Source organism: Granulicatella elegans ATCC 700633 (assembly GCF_000162475.2).
Lineage (GTDB): Bacteria > Bacillota > Bacilli > Lactobacillales > Aerococcaceae > Granulicatella > Granulicatella elegans.
Map to the genome: position 1 here is coordinate 1,182,679 of NZ_KI391971.1, position 17,855 is coordinate 1,200,533.

The window sequence follows — 17,855 nt, forward strand, 5'->3', positions numbered from 1 at the left end:
TGAGTACTCATTATATCATCTGCACAAACCAATATCAAAGAAACTGCTTGAGATAAACATTTAGATAGAATTTTCACAAACTTTTTTATGCTCTGAAAAACTTTTTGGTTCTTCTATTGGACTTTCATGTTTTCCAATCCATTTTTCCATCCAAACAATATGATACCAACGATCAAATTTATAACCACAACGTTTAAATTCTCCTACTAAGCTGTAGCCCATATATTCATGATATTGAACACTATTATTTGTTAAATATTCATCTTCCACTTCAGGTGTCGCAATACAAGCATAAATATTTTGATACCCTAATTCTTGTAATTTAGCTTCCATTAGTTGATATAATTTTTTCCCATAGCCTTTTCTTTGTTGATTTTGTTTTAAATAAATACTAATTTCTGCTGACCAAGAAAAAGCTTTTCGACTCGCAAAAGGACCTGAATAGGCATATCCTAGCACTTCTCCTTCTTCCTCAATTACATAATATGGATATTTTTCAAGAGTCGTTTGAATTCTTCTTTCGAATTCTTCGATACTTGGAACATCATATTCAAAAGTAATCGCTGTTTCTTCTACATAATATCGATAAATTTCTACTAATGCTGCTGCATCTTCTATTGTTGCTACTCTAATTGTCATTCAAAATCCCTTTCATATTACCATTTCCATTTTTATGTAGTATACCACAGCTTCATTCTTGACAAAAAATTTTTTCTCTCTTAGGCTATGCTTATAGAACTTGAAAGGATGAATCTTATGAAATATTTTTTAACAAGTAGTGCAAGTATTCCTGAATCTTATAAAGTAAACTCCGCTAATGGTTTCATTGAAAACTTAAAAAATGCACTTGGAAAAACAACGATTAAAACCTTATATATTTCATCTGACCCAGATGCATATGAATTAACAGATGACTTTTCTTCTTATACAAAATTAGGATTTGAAGAAGTTGGACTTCATTTTGATCCATTTATTATTTTTGATCACCGTCAAACAGTAAATGTTCAAGAATATTTAAATGAAGTCGACTTAGTTATTTTATCCGGTGGTCATGTCCCTACACAAAATCAATTTTTCCAAGAAATTCAATTAGCTGAAAAAATTCAAACCTTTAAAGGGGTCGTTATTGGCATTAGCGCTGGAACAATGAATGCAGCAGAAACGGTTTACGCTCATCCAGAATTAGAAGGTGAAAGTATAAATCCAGATTACCAAAGATTTCTAATAGGCTTACGACTGACAACGAAGCAAGTGATTCCTCATTATAATTTTTTAAAACATGAATATTTAGATGGAAAACATGTCATTAAAGAAATTGCTACAGAAGATAGCATGAATCAAGAATTTTACATTTTCCCAGATGGTACTTATATTTATGGACATGATGGAATGGAAGAACTATACGGAGAAGCTTATCTCTTAAAAGATAAAATTTTCAAAAAAATCAATACGAATGATCAAATTATTTCACTTTAAACAATCAACAGCATTTTAAGACGACTTCGGTCGTCTTTTTTTCATAAAAAAACACCCCATCGAAAAACGATGGAGTGAGACTTGTTGAATCGTATGATTAACGACGTAAACCTAAACGGTTGATTAACTCACGGTAACGTTGGATATCTTTGTTACGTAAGTATGCTAATAAGTTACGACGGTGACCAACTTTTTTCAATAAACCACGGTTTGAGTGGTAGTCTTTTTTGTGTACACGAATATGATCGTTTAAGTGATTGATTTCGTAAGTAAGTACAGCAATTTGTACTTCTGGTGAACCAGTATCTCCTTCTTTAATCGCGTACTCTTTGATGATTGCGTTCTTTTGTTCTTTAGAAATAGCCATTTCTAAACACCTCTTTCTTATATTATTCCTTCTACTGAGTAAAACGTTGGTGAATCGTAAAACTCGGTACAAGGTCTGTGTTAAAACACACTAATAGATTAACGTAACTCTATCAAAAAATCAAGTAATTTGATAGTTTTATTATTGAACTTCTTTATGTGATTTTCTATCGAAGTATACATGATTTGGTAACATTGCTTGTCCACCCATTAATTCGTCAATTGAACCAATCGCATATCCTTCCTGTTGTAAGAAGTCTAATAATCGAGGTAAAGCTTCAACTGTTTCTGGATGAATATCGTGCATTAAAATAATTGAACCATTATAAGTTCCTTCTCTTACTTCTTGAAGAATACTATTTACATTTCTACTCTTCCAATCTAAAGTATCTACAGACCAATTTAAAATAGCAATTCCTGCTTGTTCTGCAACCATACGGTCAAATCCACCATATGGAGGTCTTAAAGTTGTTGGACGAATTCCGCCAGTAGCATCTCCAATTAATTTTTGAGTATCTGCCACTTGTTTATGAACACCTTCAGGAGTTAATGTTGTTAATAATGGATGGCTATATGAATGATTTCCTACTTGATGGCCTTGTTCCACAATTTGTTTAATAATATCTTCATTACCCGGAACATGTTTTCCCATAATATAGAATGTTGCATGAACTCCATATCGTTTTAAAATATCTAAAACTTTCGGAGTCAACTCACTACTTGGACCATCATCAAAACTAATTGCCACACGTTTTTCATTTAAACGTTCCTCTAATTGATTTTTCCAATTTTCATAAGCTTCTTGTTGTGACTCAGGAATACGATCACTTTTTAAAATTGGAAATAGTTCTTGAAACGAAAATGAAATTTGAGTCAAGTTTTCTCCGTTACTCGTTTGAATAGGTTCTTTCAAGTTGAATCTAAATCCATTTTGAATAATAGATGCATCTAGGTTTTTCCAATTTTCATAAGCAAATTCTTTTAATAATTGGTTAGTCTGTTCTTCAGATAAAGATTGTTCTTTTGCTACGTTCATAGCTTTTTTAACAAAATGATTCGTAACTTCTAAATCATTAATAAATAATTCACTGATAACAGCTGTCCCAGATTTTTCTTTACCTTCTAATTGATGCCCTAATTCATCATAAGCTACCTGTTCCAATCCTTTTTTAGTTTCTTGGTAAACAGATTGATAATAATAAACATCTTTGATTCCATTTAAAACATGTGATTGATACACCTTTAAATATACCCAAGTACGTTTTGATTCATCTTTATATTGTTCTTGTGCTTTTTCTAATAAAACATCTAATTCCTTTTGAATAGGTTCAACGATTTTTTGGTCAACAGTAGGATATGACACCGTAAATACTGTATTCCCAATAGTTTGAGATTGAACTTCTACAGCTTCATTATACTGCTGTGCATCAGTTGCTTCAGCTTTTCTCATAACAGCTTCATTTCTTCTAATCAAATGATTTTTTGCTAAGCTGCTGACTACGAACCACTCAACTAATACTAAAAATAAAATCAAAATAGCAATTGCAACTAATTGAGGTAGTTCTAATCGTTTTATACCTTTCCAGTCTCTCTTCATATTTCCTCTTCCTAATCTTTACATTTTATGATTTTTGTTGACAATTTGGACAAACTCCAAAAACTTCCATACGATGCCCTAGAACTTTATACCCTGTTAATTCTTCAGCAACTGATTCTACATCTTCCAATAAAGGATAAAATAAATCCTCTACACAACCACATTCTTGACAGACTACATGATAGTGCTTCCCTATATTAAAATCATATCTACTAGCATCATCCCCATATGTTAATTCTAGTAAATATCCCTCATCCGTTAATTTATTCAAATTATTATAAACGGTTGCCATACTAATATTGGGATCTTTCGCAACAATAGCTGTGTAAATATCCTCAGCAGTAGGATGATGCGACTCAGCTAAATAATCTAAAATGGCTATTCTTTGAGTTGTCATTCTTACGCCGTCTTCTCTTAACTTTTCCTTTAATTTTTTCAGTTCTTTTTCGTGCATAGAACCCCTTCTCTAACTTTAAATATTCGGATAAATTCTTCTATAATAACATCGTTCTGTAATATTGTAACATATTTGTAACATTAATACTAGCGTTAAATCAATGTTACATTTCTAATTATCATAATCCACTTTATTATACTAACAACTGATTAAACAAGCAAATTACAATTTCAAAAGAAAAATGGACAGAAATCTTAAGTTTTATTTAGATTCCTTTGTCCACTTCAATTTTAATAACTATTACTTTGAAATTTTATTAAGCTTTATGAACACCTTATTGTAGCAAACGATTATATCCCATCGCTTCTCTTAGGGGTGCTGCATCAATCCCTAAAGCCCCCACAATTGTATAAGAAAACTCAAAAGCTGCTGCGGGACCTGAACCCGTAATCACTCGACCATCTTGATGTACAAAATCACCTGTATAAGTACCATCAACAATTTGTTTTTCAAATCCAGGATAACAAGTGTAATGACAATTTTTTAACGCTCCAGAATTTTCAATGGCAATCGGTGCAGCACAATTAGCTGCGACCAATTTGCCAACATCATAATGACGTTTGACAAAATCTTGTACCGCTTGGTGATTTTTTAATAATTTTGCCCCTGGCATTCCACCTGGTAAAATTACAATATCATATAACTCATTCATAACCTCTACTAATTCTTTATCTGTTGAAATCGTTAAATTATGTGAACCAGTCGCTACTTTAGCATCTACTCCAACTATATCGACTTCTACTCCTGCACGACGTAAAATATCCATTGGCGCTATTGCCTCAATTTCTTCAAATCCTGTTGTCAATACAATGGCTGCTCTTTTCATTGGAACTCCTCCTTGTTCTTCTTCCTTTCTATTTTACCGATTTTTATTCTTATTTTCAACAGTGGTAGCGTTTCAGTTATCCATTGACAATTCCCTTTTTTCTCAGTATATTGAACTCATTAATTGAAAATATAATCCCTAGGAGGAAACAAATGACTTGGAAAATTATTACAGATTCTGGTTGTGATATCAAACACTTAGAATCTCTACCTGAGCATTGTACTTACATTAATGTTCCTTTAACGATTCATGTAGGTGAGGAAGAATTTATTGATAATGAAGCATTAGAAATTGATCAAATGATGGTAAAAATGTATGCCTATGAAGGAAAAACTTCTTCATCTTGTCCAAGCCCTGAGAGCTATTTACAATCATTTGAAGGTGCTGACAATATTATTGTCGTAACGATTACTGGTACTTTATCTGGAAGCCATAATAGTGCACAATTAGCAAAAAAAATGTACTTAGAAGAACATCCTGAAGCAAACATTGAAATTATCGACAGCTTATCAGCCAGCGGAGAAATGGTATTACTCACACAAGCCATTGCAACCTTCATCAAAGAAGACCCTTCTTTTGAAGTAGTTGTTGAAAAAGCTCGTAATTATCATTCAAAAACTAAACTATTATTTGCTCTAGCAAGTGTAGATAATTTAGTGAAAAACGGTCGTCTTAGCAAATTGGTTGGACGTGTTGTTGGATTATTAAATATTCGCATGGTTGGACAGGCTAGTACAGAAGGAACATTAGAATTACTCCATAAATCACGTGGACAAAAGCGTGCTGTTACTGCCATCTGGGATGAAATGAAGAAAAATCATTACCAAGGTGGACGTGTGGCGATTAGTCATTGCGATAATCCAGAAATTTGTGCCATGATTACGACAGCAATTCACTCTGAATTCCCTAATGCTGATGTTCAAGCTTATCCTACTAGTGGATTATGTAGCTACTATGCTGAACAAGGTGGTATTTTAATGGGATATGAAACTCATTAATAAAACTCTATCATAAAAAATAAACGACTCCTATCGAACGATAAGAGTCGTTTTTATTATACTAATTCACTTTTTAAATAAGCATCTACTAAAGCTTCGGTTGCCTAAATTGATTTTATATGTGTTCTTTCATAGGAATGACTTGATTCGATTCCTGCTCCTAGTAAAGCATGTTTGACATCTGCTCCTGCACGCATGGCAGCTGAAGCATCACTTCCATAAAATGGATAAATATCTAAACGATAGTCAATTTCTTTTTCTTTTGCTAAGTCTACTAAATGTTGACGTAGCGTATAATTATAAGGACCAGAACCATCTTTCACACAAATAGAAACCGTATATTCATCTGTTTGTTGGTCATCTCCCATTGCACCCATATCGACTGCTAAAAATTCCACAGCATTTTCAGGAATGCTACTATTCGCCCCTGTTCCCGTTTCTTCAATACAACTAAACATAAAATGTGGTGTTAGCAAACTTCTATATTATAGAACGAAAGTAATAGAATTGTTGTTTAAAATTAAACTTTAGAATTAAAATATTTTATAGTTCAGAAATACACAAGAAATATTTTTGCTGATTTTGATCTGTCACACAATATTTTTTATCATCTGACCAGCTTTTATTTATGGCTACTTTACTAATAATCTTTATCAATCACTCCTCGATTAACTTTACAACATTATTATATTCTTAACTAATGAAAAGTAATTCATAGTCCGTCCATTCTTTCACACTTCCTAAAGATACATAAATTTTTACCACGTTCTGAAATTATAAATTCTTCTTAAAATGAATAATTCTATTTGCCTCCTGAAATCCAATATTGAGATGAAATATTATAGAATCCGTATTCGTTAAAGTACAGTCACTTGCAAACTCCTTACATCCTTTATTTTTCGCCCATTCCTCACATTTTGTACAGAGATTTTTAGCAATATTCTTTAAACGATATTCCTCGTCGACAATAATCCCTTCTAAGAATCCAACAGGACTATATTTACAACCTTCAACATAATCAAATCTGAGTGAACATAGTGCTAGACCTACAATTGTGTCACCTTCAACTTCAGTAAAGATTGCAGTATTTTTGCCATTCGTATATTTTTTTACTTCATCAATAGCTTCTTTATCAGACAATCGGGGCCATAATTGTTTCATTAGTTTAGCCGTTTTTATATAATCATTTGTTATTCCATCCATATTGATGTTCCTCCTCAAATTACAAGCAAATGTTTCGAATCATGCTGTTACTTTGTTGCTCATTGATTGATACCAATACCATCCCCTTCTACTTTTCGACTTTCTCAGATTGGAAGAGCAGAGCCACACACTCAGCGGTTCGAACTTACCGTATCATCTCGTCGGTATTTCTCCTTATTCTACGAGTCCTATCCCATTGGCGGAGCATCTACTTCTACTTCGCTAATGCCTCAGCTCGTACAAGCAGTGATACCACCTCAACATGAAACAAGTGAACACTACGTATGCCAAGTAGTCTTGTCTGTAAGTAGAAACAGGTCTATAAGCTTTTTATCAATGGCATAAGGTTATCGTACATAAGAGTCGTTTTTATTATACTAATTCACTTTTTAAATAAGCATCTACTAAAGCTTCGGTTGCCTAAATTGATTTTATATGTGTTCTTTCATAGGAATGACTTGATTCAATTCTCCTTTGTTCTATTTAAATTTTGTGTGATACATTCACAGCAACATTCATCAATAACTTTCAATTACATAACCTCCATATATTTAAAACCATTTAATTCAAGGTAAATCCCAACCAATTTTCATTTATAGTTTTTAAATAAAAAAATACCCCTTGATTGTATCGTCAATTATCGGTATCATTCAAGGGGTGAATAGGAAAAATAGTTTATAGATTCTTTACATTCAAAGCTCTAAAAGCATTTAATACTGCGATGATAGTTACACCTACATCTGCAAATATAGCTGCCCACATAGTAGTTATTCCAAAAGCACTCAAAATAAGAACAATTATTTTTATTCCAATTGCAAATACTATGTTTTGATGTGCAATTTTTAGTGTCTTTTTAGAAATCTTCATTGTAGTAGCAATTTTCGATGGCTCATCAGTCATAATTACAACATCAGAAGCTTCAATGGCCGCATCAGAACCTAAACCACCCATTGCTATTCCAATGTCTGCACGAGCTAATACAGGTGCATCATTGATTCCGTCACCAACAAAGGCAAGTTTACCTTTTTTAGATTTTTGCGAAAATAATTCTTCTAATTTTTCAACTTTGTCTGCTGGCAACAGTTCTGCATAAACCTTATCAAGACCAAGCTCTTTAGCAACTTTTGAACCAATACTTTTATTATCACCTGTCAACATAACTATTTGTTTAATATTAGCTGCCTTAAGTTCCTTGATTGCTTGTGCTGAATCTTCCTTTACCTCATCGGCAATTACAATGTAACCTATATATTTGTTATTAACAGCAACATGTACAATAGTACCGATCAGCTCTCCCTTGAAATAAGGGATATCCATCATTTTCATAAGTTTGATATTTCCTGCCATAACCTTTTTGCCATCTACTGTTGCAATAACACCATGACCTGATATCTCTTCTACATCTGAAATACGTCCATTGTCTATTTCTTTGCTATATGCACGTTTCAGTGAAAGTGAAATCGGATGATTGGAATAGCTTTCTGCATGTGCAGTTAATTCTAGTAGCTCTTCTTTGGAAACTCCTTCTGGATGAATTTCCTGTACATTAAATACACCTTTCGTTAGTGTTCCAGTTTTATCAAAAACAACAATTTCAGTTTCTGCTAATGCCTCTAAATAATTACTACCCTTGACTAAAACACCTTTTTTTGAGGCTCCACCTATTCCACCGAAGAAACTCAAAGGAATTGAAATAACTAAAGCACACGGACAGGATACCACAAGGAATGATAGTGCTCTATATATCCAATCACTAAAAGTCGCCCCGTCTATAACAAGAGGTGGTATAATAGCTAGAAAAACTGCAATTATAACCACAACCGGTGTATAATATCTCGCAAACTTCGTAATAAATTGTTCTGAATTGGATTTTTTACTACTTGCATTTTCAACTAAATCAAGAATTTTACTTACAGTAGATTCTCCAAATTCCTTGGTAACCTCTGCTGTAATAACCCCATTAATGTTGATGCACCCACTTAGGATATCACTTCCAACTTCTACTTCACGAGGAACAGATTCGCCTGTTAGTGTCGATGTATCAATCATTGAACTTCCCTCAATTACCTTGCCATCAAGAGGAATTTTTTCTCCTGCTTTAATTACAATAATATCTCCAATTTGTACTTCATCTGGGTCAACTTTGACAAGTTCATCACCTTTTTTAACATTTGCATAATCTGGTCGAATATCCATAAGGCTTGCAATTGACTTTCTCGACTTGCCAACTGCATAGCTTTGAAACAGTTCTCCAACTTGATAAAACAGCATAACTGCAACACCTTCAGGATACTCACCAATAAAAAATGCACCAATTGTTGCAATACTCATTAAAAAATTTTCATCGAAAACTTGACCTTTAAAAATATTTTTTACAGCTCTTTTTACAACATCTCCACCTACAATAATGTAACTTATTATAAAGAGAGCAATCTGTAACCATTCGTTATTTAAACTAAGCAATACTGCTGTAGCTAACACGGCTGCACCAATAATTATTCGCCATAGTCGTTTTGTCATACTAAATAGCCTCCTTTAAGCCTTTTTCATAGTTGTATCGGGTTCGATTTTTTTAACTATTCTTTCGGCCTCTGCTATTATTGTTGGCATTTTTTCATCCTCACCATCAATAACGAGTTTTGTGGTCATAAAGTTAACAGTAGCTTCTTTCACTCCATCAAGCTCATTAATAGCCTTTTCCATTTTTGCCGCGCAATTTGCACAATCTAAACCTTCAAGTATAAATTTCTTTTTCATTATTAAATCCTCCTAAATATTATTTGTAATTTTATTTTGAATACTACAAGTCTTTTTCAAATTTTCTTGAAGCATTGCTCATTTGAAATGAAGACTTAAATATATGCCCAAATATCTTCAAAAAATATTCTATTCTACCGCATTACTACTTCTCGTTGATATGAATTAGACCTTGGTCAAATATTTCTCTTACATGATCATCAACTAATGAATAATATACTACTTTGCCTTCTTTTCTGTTTTTCACTAAATTAGCTTGTTTTAAGACTCTCAGCTGATGGGAAATTGCTGATTGTGTCATGTTAAGTAATACAGCGATATCACAAACACACATTTCAGCTTCATGTAAAGCCCATAATATCCTGATTCGTGTTGAATCTCCAAATACTTTAAACAATTCTGCTAGATCATAAAGGCTTTCTTCTTGAGGCATTTTATCTCTAACTTGATTTACAATATCCTCATGAATTACATTGTAGTCACATCTTTCAATTGAATTAAATTTTTTAGTCATATTATCACCTCTTTTTAAATCATTTCATCTGATTACTTGAATAAGCATTCATACGTTGTGTATTTATTATATTATTATTTTTCTATTGTGTCAATAGTTATATGAGCATTTATTCAAGTGTTTTTTATTATTTAAAATATCTCAAAAACATCTACTAAGACATTAGTACAGTCCTTTCTCGGTATCCTGTTCCATACATATCCTTTAAACAATTCCTTAAAAATAAAGACTTCTCCTTCGTACAAGTTTTCGGTTTCTTTAATAGCTTCATCTAACAGCTTATTACATCACTCATGTGGTCAACTCCTTATCAATAACCTTATAAACAACATTTTTGATAATATCACATGTATAAATCATGTAAAAGTCAATGCAAAAACCGCCAATCAAGAGAACCTAACTCTTAATTGACGGTTTATATTAGTATTAAATCATACTTCCATTTCAATTCCAGATTTAAAGCATATTACAAAGTGGTCATCATAAATACTAACATTCTGGATAATCTTCCTTACTAGGGTATCATCATAACGTGTAACCATTACTGGAACATAAGCTATAAATTTCGTCTTTAAAATGTCCGTTATTTGCAGTTAATATATTGGCTACATTTTCTAGTACAAAATACTTCGGTCTAACAACACTAACTACCTCAAAAAATATTTAAATAAATAATTACGTGGATCATCCATTATTTTTCTTTTCCCTTTTTGAGAAAATCCTTGACAAGGTGGTCCCCAAACAATTACGTCTATATTTTTATACTCATTAAAAACATCATCAATATCTAATTTTGAAATATCTTCATTAATCATTTTCACTTTAGGATGATTTTTTTTATAAAAATTAGCTATAGAATAGTCAACTTCATTTGCTAAAACAATTTCAAATCCTGAGTCGAAAAATTCTTTAGATAGTCCACCAACTCCAAAAAACAAATCAATAACTTGTCTTTTCATCTTCTACCCTCATATTCGCTAATTTAGCATATTTTTCTTCTAATTCAACACCGATAAAATTTCTATTTAATCTATAGCTTGCAATTGCAGAAGAACCGCTTCCTAGAAATGGATCTACTACTAAATCGCCCTCATTTGAAAGCAATCTTATAAAATGTTCGAATAATATAATTGGCTTTTGTGTTGGATGTTTACCTAATTTCTTTTCCCTAGCAGTCGTGACAGATGTTTCAATATAGTCTAGAACCAATTTACCTTTATTATTGAATGTTCCTGTTTTTGTTTTATAAGTAAAATATATCCAGCACTCATTTGAATTAATAAAATGTAAATTCATATTTCTAGGTATTGGATTTGTTTTGTGCCAAATTCCAGTGGTTTTATAATAAAAACCAAATTCATTTACTATTTCAACAAGAGTTTCAACCCTTAATATTGACATAAAAACTATCATGGAAGTACCATTCTTAAGTATCCTACTTAATTCTTTAAAAACAATCTCATATGGTCTTTCCAATCATTAAAATCTAAATCATCCCAACCAGCAGCACCAAAAAAATTAGAACGCATTTTTTATAGATTTGTATCTCTCCCGTTCATGAAATTCGCAATATTATATGGAGAATCTGTAATAATTAAATCAACCGTAGATGAGTCTAACTTCCTCAATTCTTCTATTCATTCTCCATTTATTATTTCAATCATTTTTAATACACTCCATAATTTCTGATATGTCGCAATCCAATGCATCACAAATTCTGAGCAAAATATCGGTAGTTACATTCTCACCATTCTTTAATTTATAAAATGTACTCCTACTTACATTTGCTTTTTCCATAAGCTCATTATGTTGCATATCTAAATCAATGAGTTTTTTAAATAACCTTTTATAACTTAATTCCATATAACCTCCAAGATTATTTTTTCGATAGCTAATCTCGTACATATATACATTAAAAAAATACTTATGTTTGTTATTACATACAAATTTATTATAACATTAACTATAGGTTATTTTTAATCAATTGATACATCACTTTAAAAAAGCAAAAAAATAAAGGCCGTCCGGAGACTACCGATATTTATCTCTCTGCACCTTTGCTATGGTCTTTCTTATTAGACTTAGTTTTGTCATCTATCTTAAAGCTTTTTATTTGACCTAATATAGAATTTTTTCCTCATCATCATACCCTCCAACTTTTGAGTATAAAAATAGACAATAGAGTTTTTAATTTCTATCGTCTAAGATTATCTAATATTTATTTTTCTTTAAATTGATTTTATTGTATAGTTTAATAATTCTATTAATCCAATTATAAAAATCATGACCACCCGTTAGACGGGTGGTCATGATTATACTAATTCACTTTTCAAATAAGCATCTACTAAAGCTTCAGTTGCTTGAATTGATTTAATATGAGTTCTTTCATAGGAATGACTTGATTCGATTCCTGCTCCTAGTAAAGCATGTTTGACATCTGCTCCTGCACGCATGGCAGCTGAAGCATCACTTCCATAAAATGGATAAATATCTAAGCGATAGTCAATCTCTTTTTCTTTTGCTAAGTCTACTAAATGTTGACGTAGCGTATAATTATAAGGACCAGAACCATCTTTCACACAAATAGAAACCGTATATTCATCTGTTTGTTGGTCATCCCCCATTGCACCCATATCGACTGCTAAAAATTCCACAGCATTTTCAGGAATACTACTATTCGCCCCTGTTCCTGTTTCTTCAATACAACTAAACATAAAATGAGTCGTTACTGGTAACTGAACATGCCAATCACGATAAGTTTTTAATAAATTTAATAAAATAGCTGCACTAACTTTATCGTCCAAGAAACGACTTTTTACAAATCCAGTTGGAGTAATCGTTGTACGCGGATCAAAGGAAACAAAATCTCCCACTTCAATTCCATAACTTCTTGTCTCTTGTTCAAAATTTACTTCTAGATCCAAACGAACTTCCATATTATCTTGCGTACGTTCTGCTGTACCAGCATCTTTATAAACATGACAACTTGTTTGATGAATTAAAATGGTTCCCGTTACACTTTCACCTGTTGAAGCAATATGAACGGTACAGTTTTCTCCTTCAATCATATTCCATGGATATCCACCAATTTTATCTAACTTCAAACGACCACTTGGTTTAATAGCACGAACAATCGCTCCTAATGTATCAACATGGGCAGTTACTACACGACTACTCGTATTGTCCTTCCCTTCTACCGTTACGATAATATTCCCTTTTGGTGTTCTTTTATAAGGGTAACATAATTTTTCTAGAGTTTTCATTAAGTACTCTTGTACTCCTACTGTATATCCCGTTGGAGAAGGGACTGCTAATAATTCTTGTAAATATTCTAATGTTTGATTCATGTATAAATTCCTTTCAAATAACTTCTAAATTCCTACCATATCTCGGTAAAGTTGATGTGCATAACTATCCGTCATTCCTGAGATAAAATCAGTTGCCAATAATAAGCGTAAATATAATTTTTCCACTTCAGATTTACCTTCTGCAAAATAATGATACGAACGTTTTTGACTTTCTGAAATAATACCGATTCTCTTCAAATCCACATAATCTAATCGACGGTTTGTATCATAGGCTACTAATGGTGGAACAAAATTCTCTAATAAATACGTTAAAGTTGAATACCCTGCTATTTCCAAACGTAAAATACTCTTATGATCATATATTTTATCTTCAGAAATTTTTCTTAAATGAGTGTATAACTCATGTGCGCTAGAGTCCGATAATAAATCTTGCTGATACTCTCCATTCATAATCTTCTCATAATGAAGAACGAAAGACTCTGTCGCTGCATCGATTAACATTGTTCTTAAATCAACAAAAAATTGATTGATACTAAAAATTTCTTCATCAATCGTTTCTAATATTTTCACAACTTTTTTAGAATGTGGAGAAGTTTTATCTTCTTTTAATACCGTAAGTAAATACTCTTTTGCAACAGCAAATCTTAAAACACCTTTTCCAATGGCATCTTCCATATCTGCAATTAAATATGCAATATCATCTGCAGCTTCTAAAATAAACGTCAATGGATGGCGATTTTCTCCTGTTCCAGTAATCGAAGTAATTTGACGGAAAATATCTTCTTCAGCTCTGAAAAATCCTACTTTTTTTGAAGTGATTTTGTCAGTTTTTGGCTGATTAGAAGCTCTTGTATATTTTAAAATCGTATTAATGGTCGCAGGAGTTAAATCTAACCCATCAAAGTTTCCCTTAAAATCATGTAACTTCGATATAATTCGTAATGATTGTGCATTCCCTTCAAAATGATAAAAATCATGTACATAAGGGCTTGCTAAAAATTCATCTGCTACATCTGAATGTTCTGCTAAAATTCGTGGTAAATTTTTCTTAAACCATTGTCGAATAATATCTTCTCCAAAATGTCCATAAGGAGGATTCCCAATATCATGTAATAAACTTGCACATTCTACAATTCGAGCAATATCACTTTGATGCTCAATCATTTCTTGTTTGCTGGAATCTGTTTCGGTCAATGAATCTTGTTGCAATAATCGTATAATTTCACTCACTAATGTTCTTGCAATCATTGCTACTTCTAAAGAATGTGTTAACCTTGTATGAATAAAGTCTAATCTTTCTAATGGAAATACTTGCGTCTTATCTTGTAATCGCCTAAAAGCAGGACTTGTTACAATTCTTTTATAATCATCATCAAACTCGTTACGATGGTTTGAATCTTTGTCTGAAAGACGAGTAGTTGCCAATAAAGTTTTCCATTCCATGTCATCACTCCTTTCCTCTATCTTAAACCAATTTACGAAACATTTCCATCTTAGAAAGAAAAAAGAGCAAAGTATTCGACTACTTCACTCTCTAATGATTATTTGGATAAAATCAATTCTTCTTTCATATGAATATCGTGTAATTCTCGTTTAAAGAAAAATAGACAAAGAACTAAAGAAATAACATCTGATACAGGGGTAGCAAACATCATCCCCTCTACTCCAAAAGTATAAGTCATCAATAACATGACAGGTAATAAAATCAATAATTGTCTTGCTAATGATAAAAATGCTCCCGTTTTTGCTTTTCCAATTGCTGGGAAAAATGTTGTAATTAAAATCGTTATTCCATTAATTAAAGTAAATAGCATAAAGTATCTCATATAACGAATTCCAAATTCAAAATACAAATCATTTCCATTACCGAATAGTTGAATAATTTGTAACGGGAAAATTTCAAACACTGCCCAAGTAACAAATGAAAGTCCAAATCCTATTTTTAATGCTAGAAATATCGTTTGACGTACTCGCTCGTAATATTTTGCTCCATAATTATATCCGACAATCGGCTGAACTCCTTGCGTCATTCCAATAATTAATGCAATAAAAATAACAAATACTTTAGAAACAATTCCTCCAACTGCAATTGGAATTTCACTTCCATAAATAGACATAGCTCCATATGTTTTCAATAAATTATTCGACACAATTTGTACAATTAAGGCTGAAATTTGGAAAATAAATGAAGTCAATCCTAGAGCAGCAATTGCTTCTACTTGCTTCATATGTGGGATAAAATCTTCCCATTGAAATTTCACGGAACGAAACTTTGGAATATAGGCAAATAATAATAATGCTGAAACCATCTGACTGATCACCGTTGCCCAAGCTGCTCCTGCAATTCCCATTTGAAATACAAAAATGAAAATTGGATCTAATACCGTATTTAAAACAGCTCCGGCAATTATCGCCATCATTGAAAAAGTCGCTCTTCCATCTGAACGAACAAGCGGATTGAATCCTGTTGAAAATAAGAAAAACGGAATCCCATACGCCGTAATGCGAGAATACTCCATGGCATAATCAAAAATTTGATCTGTTGCTCCAAATAGTTGCATTAAAGGTGCTAAAAAGATTTGAACAATCACGCAAACTGCAATTCCCATCACAATTAATTGAACAACTGCTGTCCCTGCAATTCTTCTAGCTTTCTCCACTTCTTTTCTACCTAATTCTAAATTAAAATTAGATGCAGCCCCTACTCCTGTCATTAATCCTAATGCTAAACAAATCGTTGTAATTGGAAAAGCAATATTTGTCGCAGCATTTCCTAAATATCCAACTCCTTGTCCAATAAAAATTTGATCAACGATGTTATATAAGGCATTGACGACATTAGCAATCATTGCGGGAACCGCTAATTGCATCAATAATTTTTTGATGGGCTGCGTTCCCATCGGATTTTCAATAGTTGTCATATATGAACTCCTTTTTTGTAACTTCGAACAAAAATATTGTAAGGTGGTTTAAATAAATATGTCAATGAAATATTTTTCTATATGAACAGTAGTTATCTTTTTCTATTTTTCCAAACTCTTTCTATGATACTTAAACTACTAGATTTATAAATATGATTTCTTGAAATAGTCGTGTCTCTTAATTTAACAATCTCTGGATGATTTCTCACTTCACTTTGTTTCCAAGAACTATAATTAATCCCTAATTGTTCACACATTTCTCTTGTTGTTAAGTTTTCCTTGCACATTGTTGTTTTTTGATATCCCAGTTTTTGTAGCAATTTATCAAACCGTTCTGGATTTTGTTCAATTGCATTAAACACTAAATCTTCTACTTCCATAAATGTTATTCCCTTCTATTTATTAGATACCTTATTATACTACCATTTATTAATAAACAATGAATAGCACATTTGTGAACTATAAAGATCCTCCACAAACTTTACACTCATAAGTGCTTCAGCTATAATAAACTACAAAGATTGAGTCAATTTCTTATAGGAGGAAAATTATGGAATGGTATGATTATATGATAAACGCTTCCAAACAGTCACGTTTTAATGCTAGTCACTGGTTTCGATATTTACGCAAAGTTATTTTTGAAGACTATTCTTATTTAACAGACGAAGATGTCGAGAAATTATTAAACTCCGAAGAACTTACTCATTTTCAAAAAGTGAGTTTAAAATATGCTATACAAAAACATAGCCCTACTCATGAATATGTTATTTCATTAAATAAACCCGCTAAATTAACGAATGTTCAAAAATTAATGGAGAAATACAAACATGGATAAAATGAAACCTGTCTTTGAAGCATTAAACCAAGAATTATCTCAAAAAAATCTTTCTTTAACGATTATTTGTGTTGGTGGTTATGTGTTAGAATATCATGGCTTACGAGCTACTCAAGATGTAGATGCTTTTTATGAAGAAAGTCATCAAATCAACGAGATAATTGCTCGTGTTGGTCAAAAGTTTAACCTAAATACTCAGGAAGAACTATGGCTCAACAATAATGTGGCAAATATGAATCAACAACCTCCATTAGATTTATGTGATACCTTGTACTCCTTTACTCACTTAACCGTACTAGTTGCACCAATTGAATATGTACTCGGAATGAAAATGATGAGCGCTCGAGAGCAAGATTTAAAAGATATCGGGATGATTATTAAATTTAAAAACTTCCGTTCCCCTTTCGATGCCTTTGATACCTTGAAAAAAATGGGATTTTCTATCATTGATTTTTCAATTCTATTAGAAGGATTTAGCTACGCATACGGTATTGACTGGTTAGAAGAATTTTTCAAAGAAAACCAAGAACAACTTCAAAAATATTATTAATCACCCTAAAGACAATTTCTCGTTTAGAAGTTGTCTTTTTTACATAT

Annotated in this window: 20 protein-coding genes and 3 pseudogenes; 4 read left to right on the top strand and 19 right to left on the bottom strand. The window is 32.1% G+C overall.

Annotated elements, in window-relative coordinates; translation table 11 throughout:
* Nucleotides 1-60: 60 nt before the first annotated feature.
* Nucleotides 61-639 carry a GNAT family N-acetyltransferase gene (locus HMPREF0446_RS05595; protein WP_006702367.1) on the bottom strand — a complete coding sequence of 193 codons (579 nt, stop codon included), beginning with the start codon at nt 637-639 and terminating at the stop codon, nt 61-63.
* Between the two features lie 117 nt (nt 640-756).
* Here HMPREF0446_RS05595 and HMPREF0446_RS05600 point away from each other — a divergent pair, with 117 nt between their 5' ends.
* The gene (locus tag HMPREF0446_RS05600; RefSeq protein ID WP_006702366.1) at nt 757-1,476 is read left to right on the top strand and encodes a Type 1 glutamine amidotransferase-like domain-containing protein; all 720 of its coding nucleotides are present in this window, start codon (nt 757-759) and stop codon (nt 1,474-1,476) included.
* Nucleotides 1,477-1,573: 97 nt separating this feature from the next.
* Here HMPREF0446_RS05600 and rpsO read toward each other — a convergent pair whose 3' ends face one another.
* From rpsO to HMPREF0446_RS05620, 4 genes are all read right to left on the bottom strand, one after another.
* Nucleotides 1,574-1,843, bottom strand: a complete 270-nt coding sequence (rpsO, locus tag HMPREF0446_RS05605) for a 30S ribosomal protein S15 (protein ID WP_006702365.1) — start codon at nt 1,841-1,843, stop codon at nt 1,574-1,576.
* Between the two features lie 141 nt (nt 1,844-1,984).
* Nucleotides 1,985-3,439, bottom strand: a complete 1,455-nt coding sequence (locus HMPREF0446_RS08155) for a polysaccharide deacetylase family protein (RefSeq protein ID WP_020991392.1) — start codon at nt 3,437-3,439, stop codon at nt 1,985-1,987.
* Nucleotides 3,440-3,464: 25 nt separating this feature from the next.
* Nucleotides 3,465-3,893 carry a Fur family transcriptional regulator gene (locus HMPREF0446_RS05615; protein ID WP_006702363.1) on the bottom strand — a complete coding sequence of 143 codons (429 nt, stop codon included), beginning with the start codon at nt 3,891-3,893 and terminating at the stop codon, nt 3,465-3,467.
* A 277-nt stretch (nt 3,894-4,170) separates the two neighbouring features.
* Entirely contained in the window at nt 4,171-4,722 is a 552-nt protein-coding gene (locus tag HMPREF0446_RS05620; RefSeq protein ID WP_006702362.1) for a DJ-1 family glyoxalase III, read from the bottom strand.
* Nucleotides 4,723-4,874: 152 nt separating this feature from the next.
* Here HMPREF0446_RS05620 and HMPREF0446_RS05625 point away from each other — a divergent pair, with 152 nt between their 5' ends.
* A complete protein-coding gene (locus HMPREF0446_RS05625) occupies nt 4,875-5,720 on the top strand; it encodes a DegV family protein (RefSeq protein WP_006702361.1) in 846 nt (281 codons plus the stop codon).
* 104 nt (nt 5,721-5,824) lie between these two features.
* Here HMPREF0446_RS05625 and HMPREF0446_RS05630 read toward each other — a convergent pair.
* The 14 genes and pseudogenes from HMPREF0446_RS05630 to HMPREF0446_RS05690 form a co-directional block, all read right to left on the bottom strand.
* Nucleotides 5,825-6,193 (bottom strand): annotated as a pseudogene (locus HMPREF0446_RS05630) (peptidase M42); the annotation flags it as partial.
* A gap of 76 nt (nt 6,194-6,269) precedes the next feature.
* A pseudogene (locus HMPREF0446_RS08730) lies at nt 6,270-6,374 on the bottom strand (phosphotransferase family protein); the annotation flags it as partial.
* A gap of 120 nt (nt 6,375-6,494) precedes the next feature.
* Nucleotides 6,495-6,923 carry an aminoglycoside 6'-N-acetyltransferase gene (gene aac(6') / locus HMPREF0446_RS05635; protein WP_006702359.1) on the bottom strand — a complete coding sequence of 143 codons (429 nt, stop codon included), beginning with the start codon at nt 6,921-6,923 and terminating at the stop codon, nt 6,495-6,497.
* 675 nt (nt 6,924-7,598) lie between these two features.
* Nucleotides 7,599-9,443, bottom strand: a complete 1,845-nt coding sequence (locus tag HMPREF0446_RS05640) for a heavy metal translocating P-type ATPase (RefSeq protein ID WP_006702358.1) — start codon at nt 9,441-9,443, stop codon at nt 7,599-7,601.
* Between the two features lie 15 nt (nt 9,444-9,458).
* Nucleotides 9,459-9,680 (bottom strand): cation transporter, encoded by a 222-nt coding sequence (locus HMPREF0446_RS08735; protein ID WP_040507585.1) that lies wholly within the window; start codon nt 9,678-9,680, stop codon nt 9,459-9,461.
* A 145-nt stretch (nt 9,681-9,825) separates the two neighbouring features.
* The gene (locus HMPREF0446_RS05650) at nt 9,826-10,194 is read right to left on the bottom strand and encodes an ArsR/SmtB family transcription factor (RefSeq protein ID WP_006702357.1); all 369 of its coding nucleotides are present in this window, start codon (nt 10,192-10,194) and stop codon (nt 9,826-9,828) included.
* A gap of 131 nt (nt 10,195-10,325) precedes the next feature.
* Nucleotides 10,326-10,472, bottom strand: coding sequence for a DUF1413 domain-containing protein (locus tag HMPREF0446_RS08355; RefSeq protein WP_082713872.1), 147 nt, complete (start codon nt 10,470-10,472; stop codon nt 10,326-10,328).
* 247 nt (nt 10,473-10,719) lie between these two features.
* Nucleotides 10,720-11,153: pseudogene (locus HMPREF0446_RS05655) on the bottom strand (DNA cytosine methyltransferase).
* Nucleotides 11,134-11,670, bottom strand: coding sequence for a DNA-methyltransferase (locus tag HMPREF0446_RS05660; protein WP_006702355.1), 537 nt, complete (start codon nt 11,668-11,670; stop codon nt 11,134-11,136). The pseudogene HMPREF0446_RS05655 and the gene HMPREF0446_RS05660 overlap by 20 nt, the downstream one beginning before the upstream one ends.
* A 180-nt stretch (nt 11,671-11,850) precedes the next feature.
* Nucleotides 11,851-12,057, bottom strand: a complete 207-nt coding sequence (locus HMPREF0446_RS05670; RefSeq protein ID WP_006702354.1) for a helix-turn-helix domain-containing protein — start codon at nt 12,055-12,057, stop codon at nt 11,851-11,853.
* A gap of 449 nt (nt 12,058-12,506) precedes the next feature.
* Nucleotides 12,507-13,541 (bottom strand): M42 family metallopeptidase, encoded by a 1,035-nt coding sequence (locus tag HMPREF0446_RS05675; protein WP_006702353.1) that lies wholly within the window; start codon nt 13,539-13,541, stop codon nt 12,507-12,509.
* Nucleotides 13,542-13,565: 24 nt separating this feature from the next.
* On the bottom strand, nt 13,566-14,945 hold the full coding sequence (locus HMPREF0446_RS05680; protein ID WP_006702352.1) for a deoxyguanosinetriphosphate triphosphohydrolase: 1,380 nt from the start codon (nt 14,943-14,945) through the stop codon (nt 13,566-13,568).
* Between the two features lie 98 nt (nt 14,946-15,043).
* Nucleotides 15,044-16,423: an MATE family efflux transporter gene (locus HMPREF0446_RS05685; RefSeq protein WP_006702351.1), complete on the bottom strand. Its 1,380-nt coding sequence runs from the start codon at nt 16,421-16,423 to the stop codon at nt 15,044-15,046.
* Nucleotides 16,424-16,515: 92 nt separating this feature from the next.
* The gene (locus HMPREF0446_RS05690) at nt 16,516-16,803 is read right to left on the bottom strand and encodes a hypothetical protein (protein ID WP_006702350.1); all 288 of its coding nucleotides are present in this window, start codon (nt 16,801-16,803) and stop codon (nt 16,516-16,518) included.
* A 170-nt stretch (nt 16,804-16,973) separates the two neighbouring features.
* Here HMPREF0446_RS05690 and HMPREF0446_RS05695 point away from each other — a divergent pair, with 170 nt between their 5' ends.
* A complete protein-coding gene (locus HMPREF0446_RS05695) occupies nt 16,974-17,258 on the top strand; it encodes a hypothetical protein (protein WP_006702349.1) in 285 nt (94 codons plus the stop codon).
* A complete protein-coding gene (locus tag HMPREF0446_RS05700; RefSeq protein ID WP_006702348.1) occupies nt 17,251-17,808 on the top strand; it encodes a DUF6036 family nucleotidyltransferase in 558 nt (185 codons plus the stop codon). Before HMPREF0446_RS05695 ends, HMPREF0446_RS05700 begins: the two co-directional genes overlap by 8 nt.
* The last annotated feature ends 47 nt before the right edge of the window (nt 17,809-17,855 follow it).

What these genes read in the sequence shown, in the direction of transcription:
- HMPREF0446_RS05595 (WP_006702367.1), bottom strand. Translation starts at nt 639, where the DNA reads ATGACAATTAGAGTAGCAACAATAGAAGATGCAGCAGCATTAGTAGAA.
- HMPREF0446_RS05600 (WP_006702366.1), top strand. Translation starts at nt 757, where the DNA reads ATGAAATATTTTTTAACAAGTAGTGCAAGTATTCCTGAATCTTATAAA.
- rpsO (WP_006702365.1), bottom strand. Translation starts at nt 1,843, where the DNA reads ATGGCTATTTCTAAAGAACAAAAGAACGCAATCATCAAAGAGTACGCG.
- HMPREF0446_RS08155 (WP_020991392.1), bottom strand. Translation starts at nt 3,439, where the DNA reads ATGAAGAGAGACTGGAAAGGTATAAAACGATTAGAACTACCTCAATTA.
- HMPREF0446_RS05615 (WP_006702363.1), bottom strand. Translation starts at nt 3,893, where the DNA reads ATGCACGAAAAAGAACTGAAAAAATTAAAGGAAAAGTTAAGAGAAGAC.
- HMPREF0446_RS05620 (WP_006702362.1), bottom strand. Translation starts at nt 4,722, where the DNA reads ATGAAAAGAGCAGCCATTGTATTGACAACAGGATTTGAAGAAATTGAG.
- HMPREF0446_RS05625 (WP_006702361.1), top strand. Translation starts at nt 4,875, where the DNA reads ATGACTTGGAAAATTATTACAGATTCTGGTTGTGATATCAAACACTTA.
- HMPREF0446_RS05640 (WP_006702358.1), bottom strand. Translation starts at nt 9,443, where the DNA reads ATGACAAAACGACTATGGCGAATAATTATTGGTGCAGCCGTGTTAGCT.
- HMPREF0446_RS08735 (WP_040507585.1), bottom strand. Translation starts at nt 9,680, where the DNA reads ATGAAAAAGAAATTTATACTTGAAGGTTTAGATTGTGCAAATTGCGCG.
- HMPREF0446_RS05650 (WP_006702357.1), bottom strand. Translation starts at nt 10,194, where the DNA reads ATGACTAAAAAATTTAATTCAATTGAAAGATGTGACTACAATGTAATT.
- HMPREF0446_RS05670 (WP_006702354.1), bottom strand. Translation starts at nt 12,057, where the DNA reads ATGGAATTAAGTTATAAAAGGTTATTTAAAAAACTCATTGATTTAGAT.
- HMPREF0446_RS05675 (WP_006702353.1), bottom strand. Translation starts at nt 13,541, where the DNA reads ATGAATCAAACATTAGAATATTTACAAGAATTATTAGCAGTCCCTTCT.
- HMPREF0446_RS05680 (WP_006702352.1), bottom strand. Translation starts at nt 14,945, where the DNA reads ATGGAATGGAAAACTTTATTGGCAACTACTCGTCTTTCAGACAAAGAT.
- HMPREF0446_RS05685 (WP_006702351.1), bottom strand. Translation starts at nt 16,423, where the DNA reads ATGACAACTATTGAAAATCCGATGGGAACGCAGCCCATCAAAAAATTA.
- HMPREF0446_RS05690 (WP_006702350.1), bottom strand. Translation starts at nt 16,803, where the DNA reads ATGGAAGTAGAAGATTTAGTGTTTAATGCAATTGAACAAAATCCAGAA.
- HMPREF0446_RS05695 (WP_006702349.1), top strand. Translation starts at nt 16,974, where the DNA reads ATGGAATGGTATGATTATATGATAAACGCTTCCAAACAGTCACGTTTT.
- HMPREF0446_RS05700 (WP_006702348.1), top strand. Translation starts at nt 17,251, where the DNA reads ATGGATAAAATGAAACCTGTCTTTGAAGCATTAAACCAAGAATTATCT.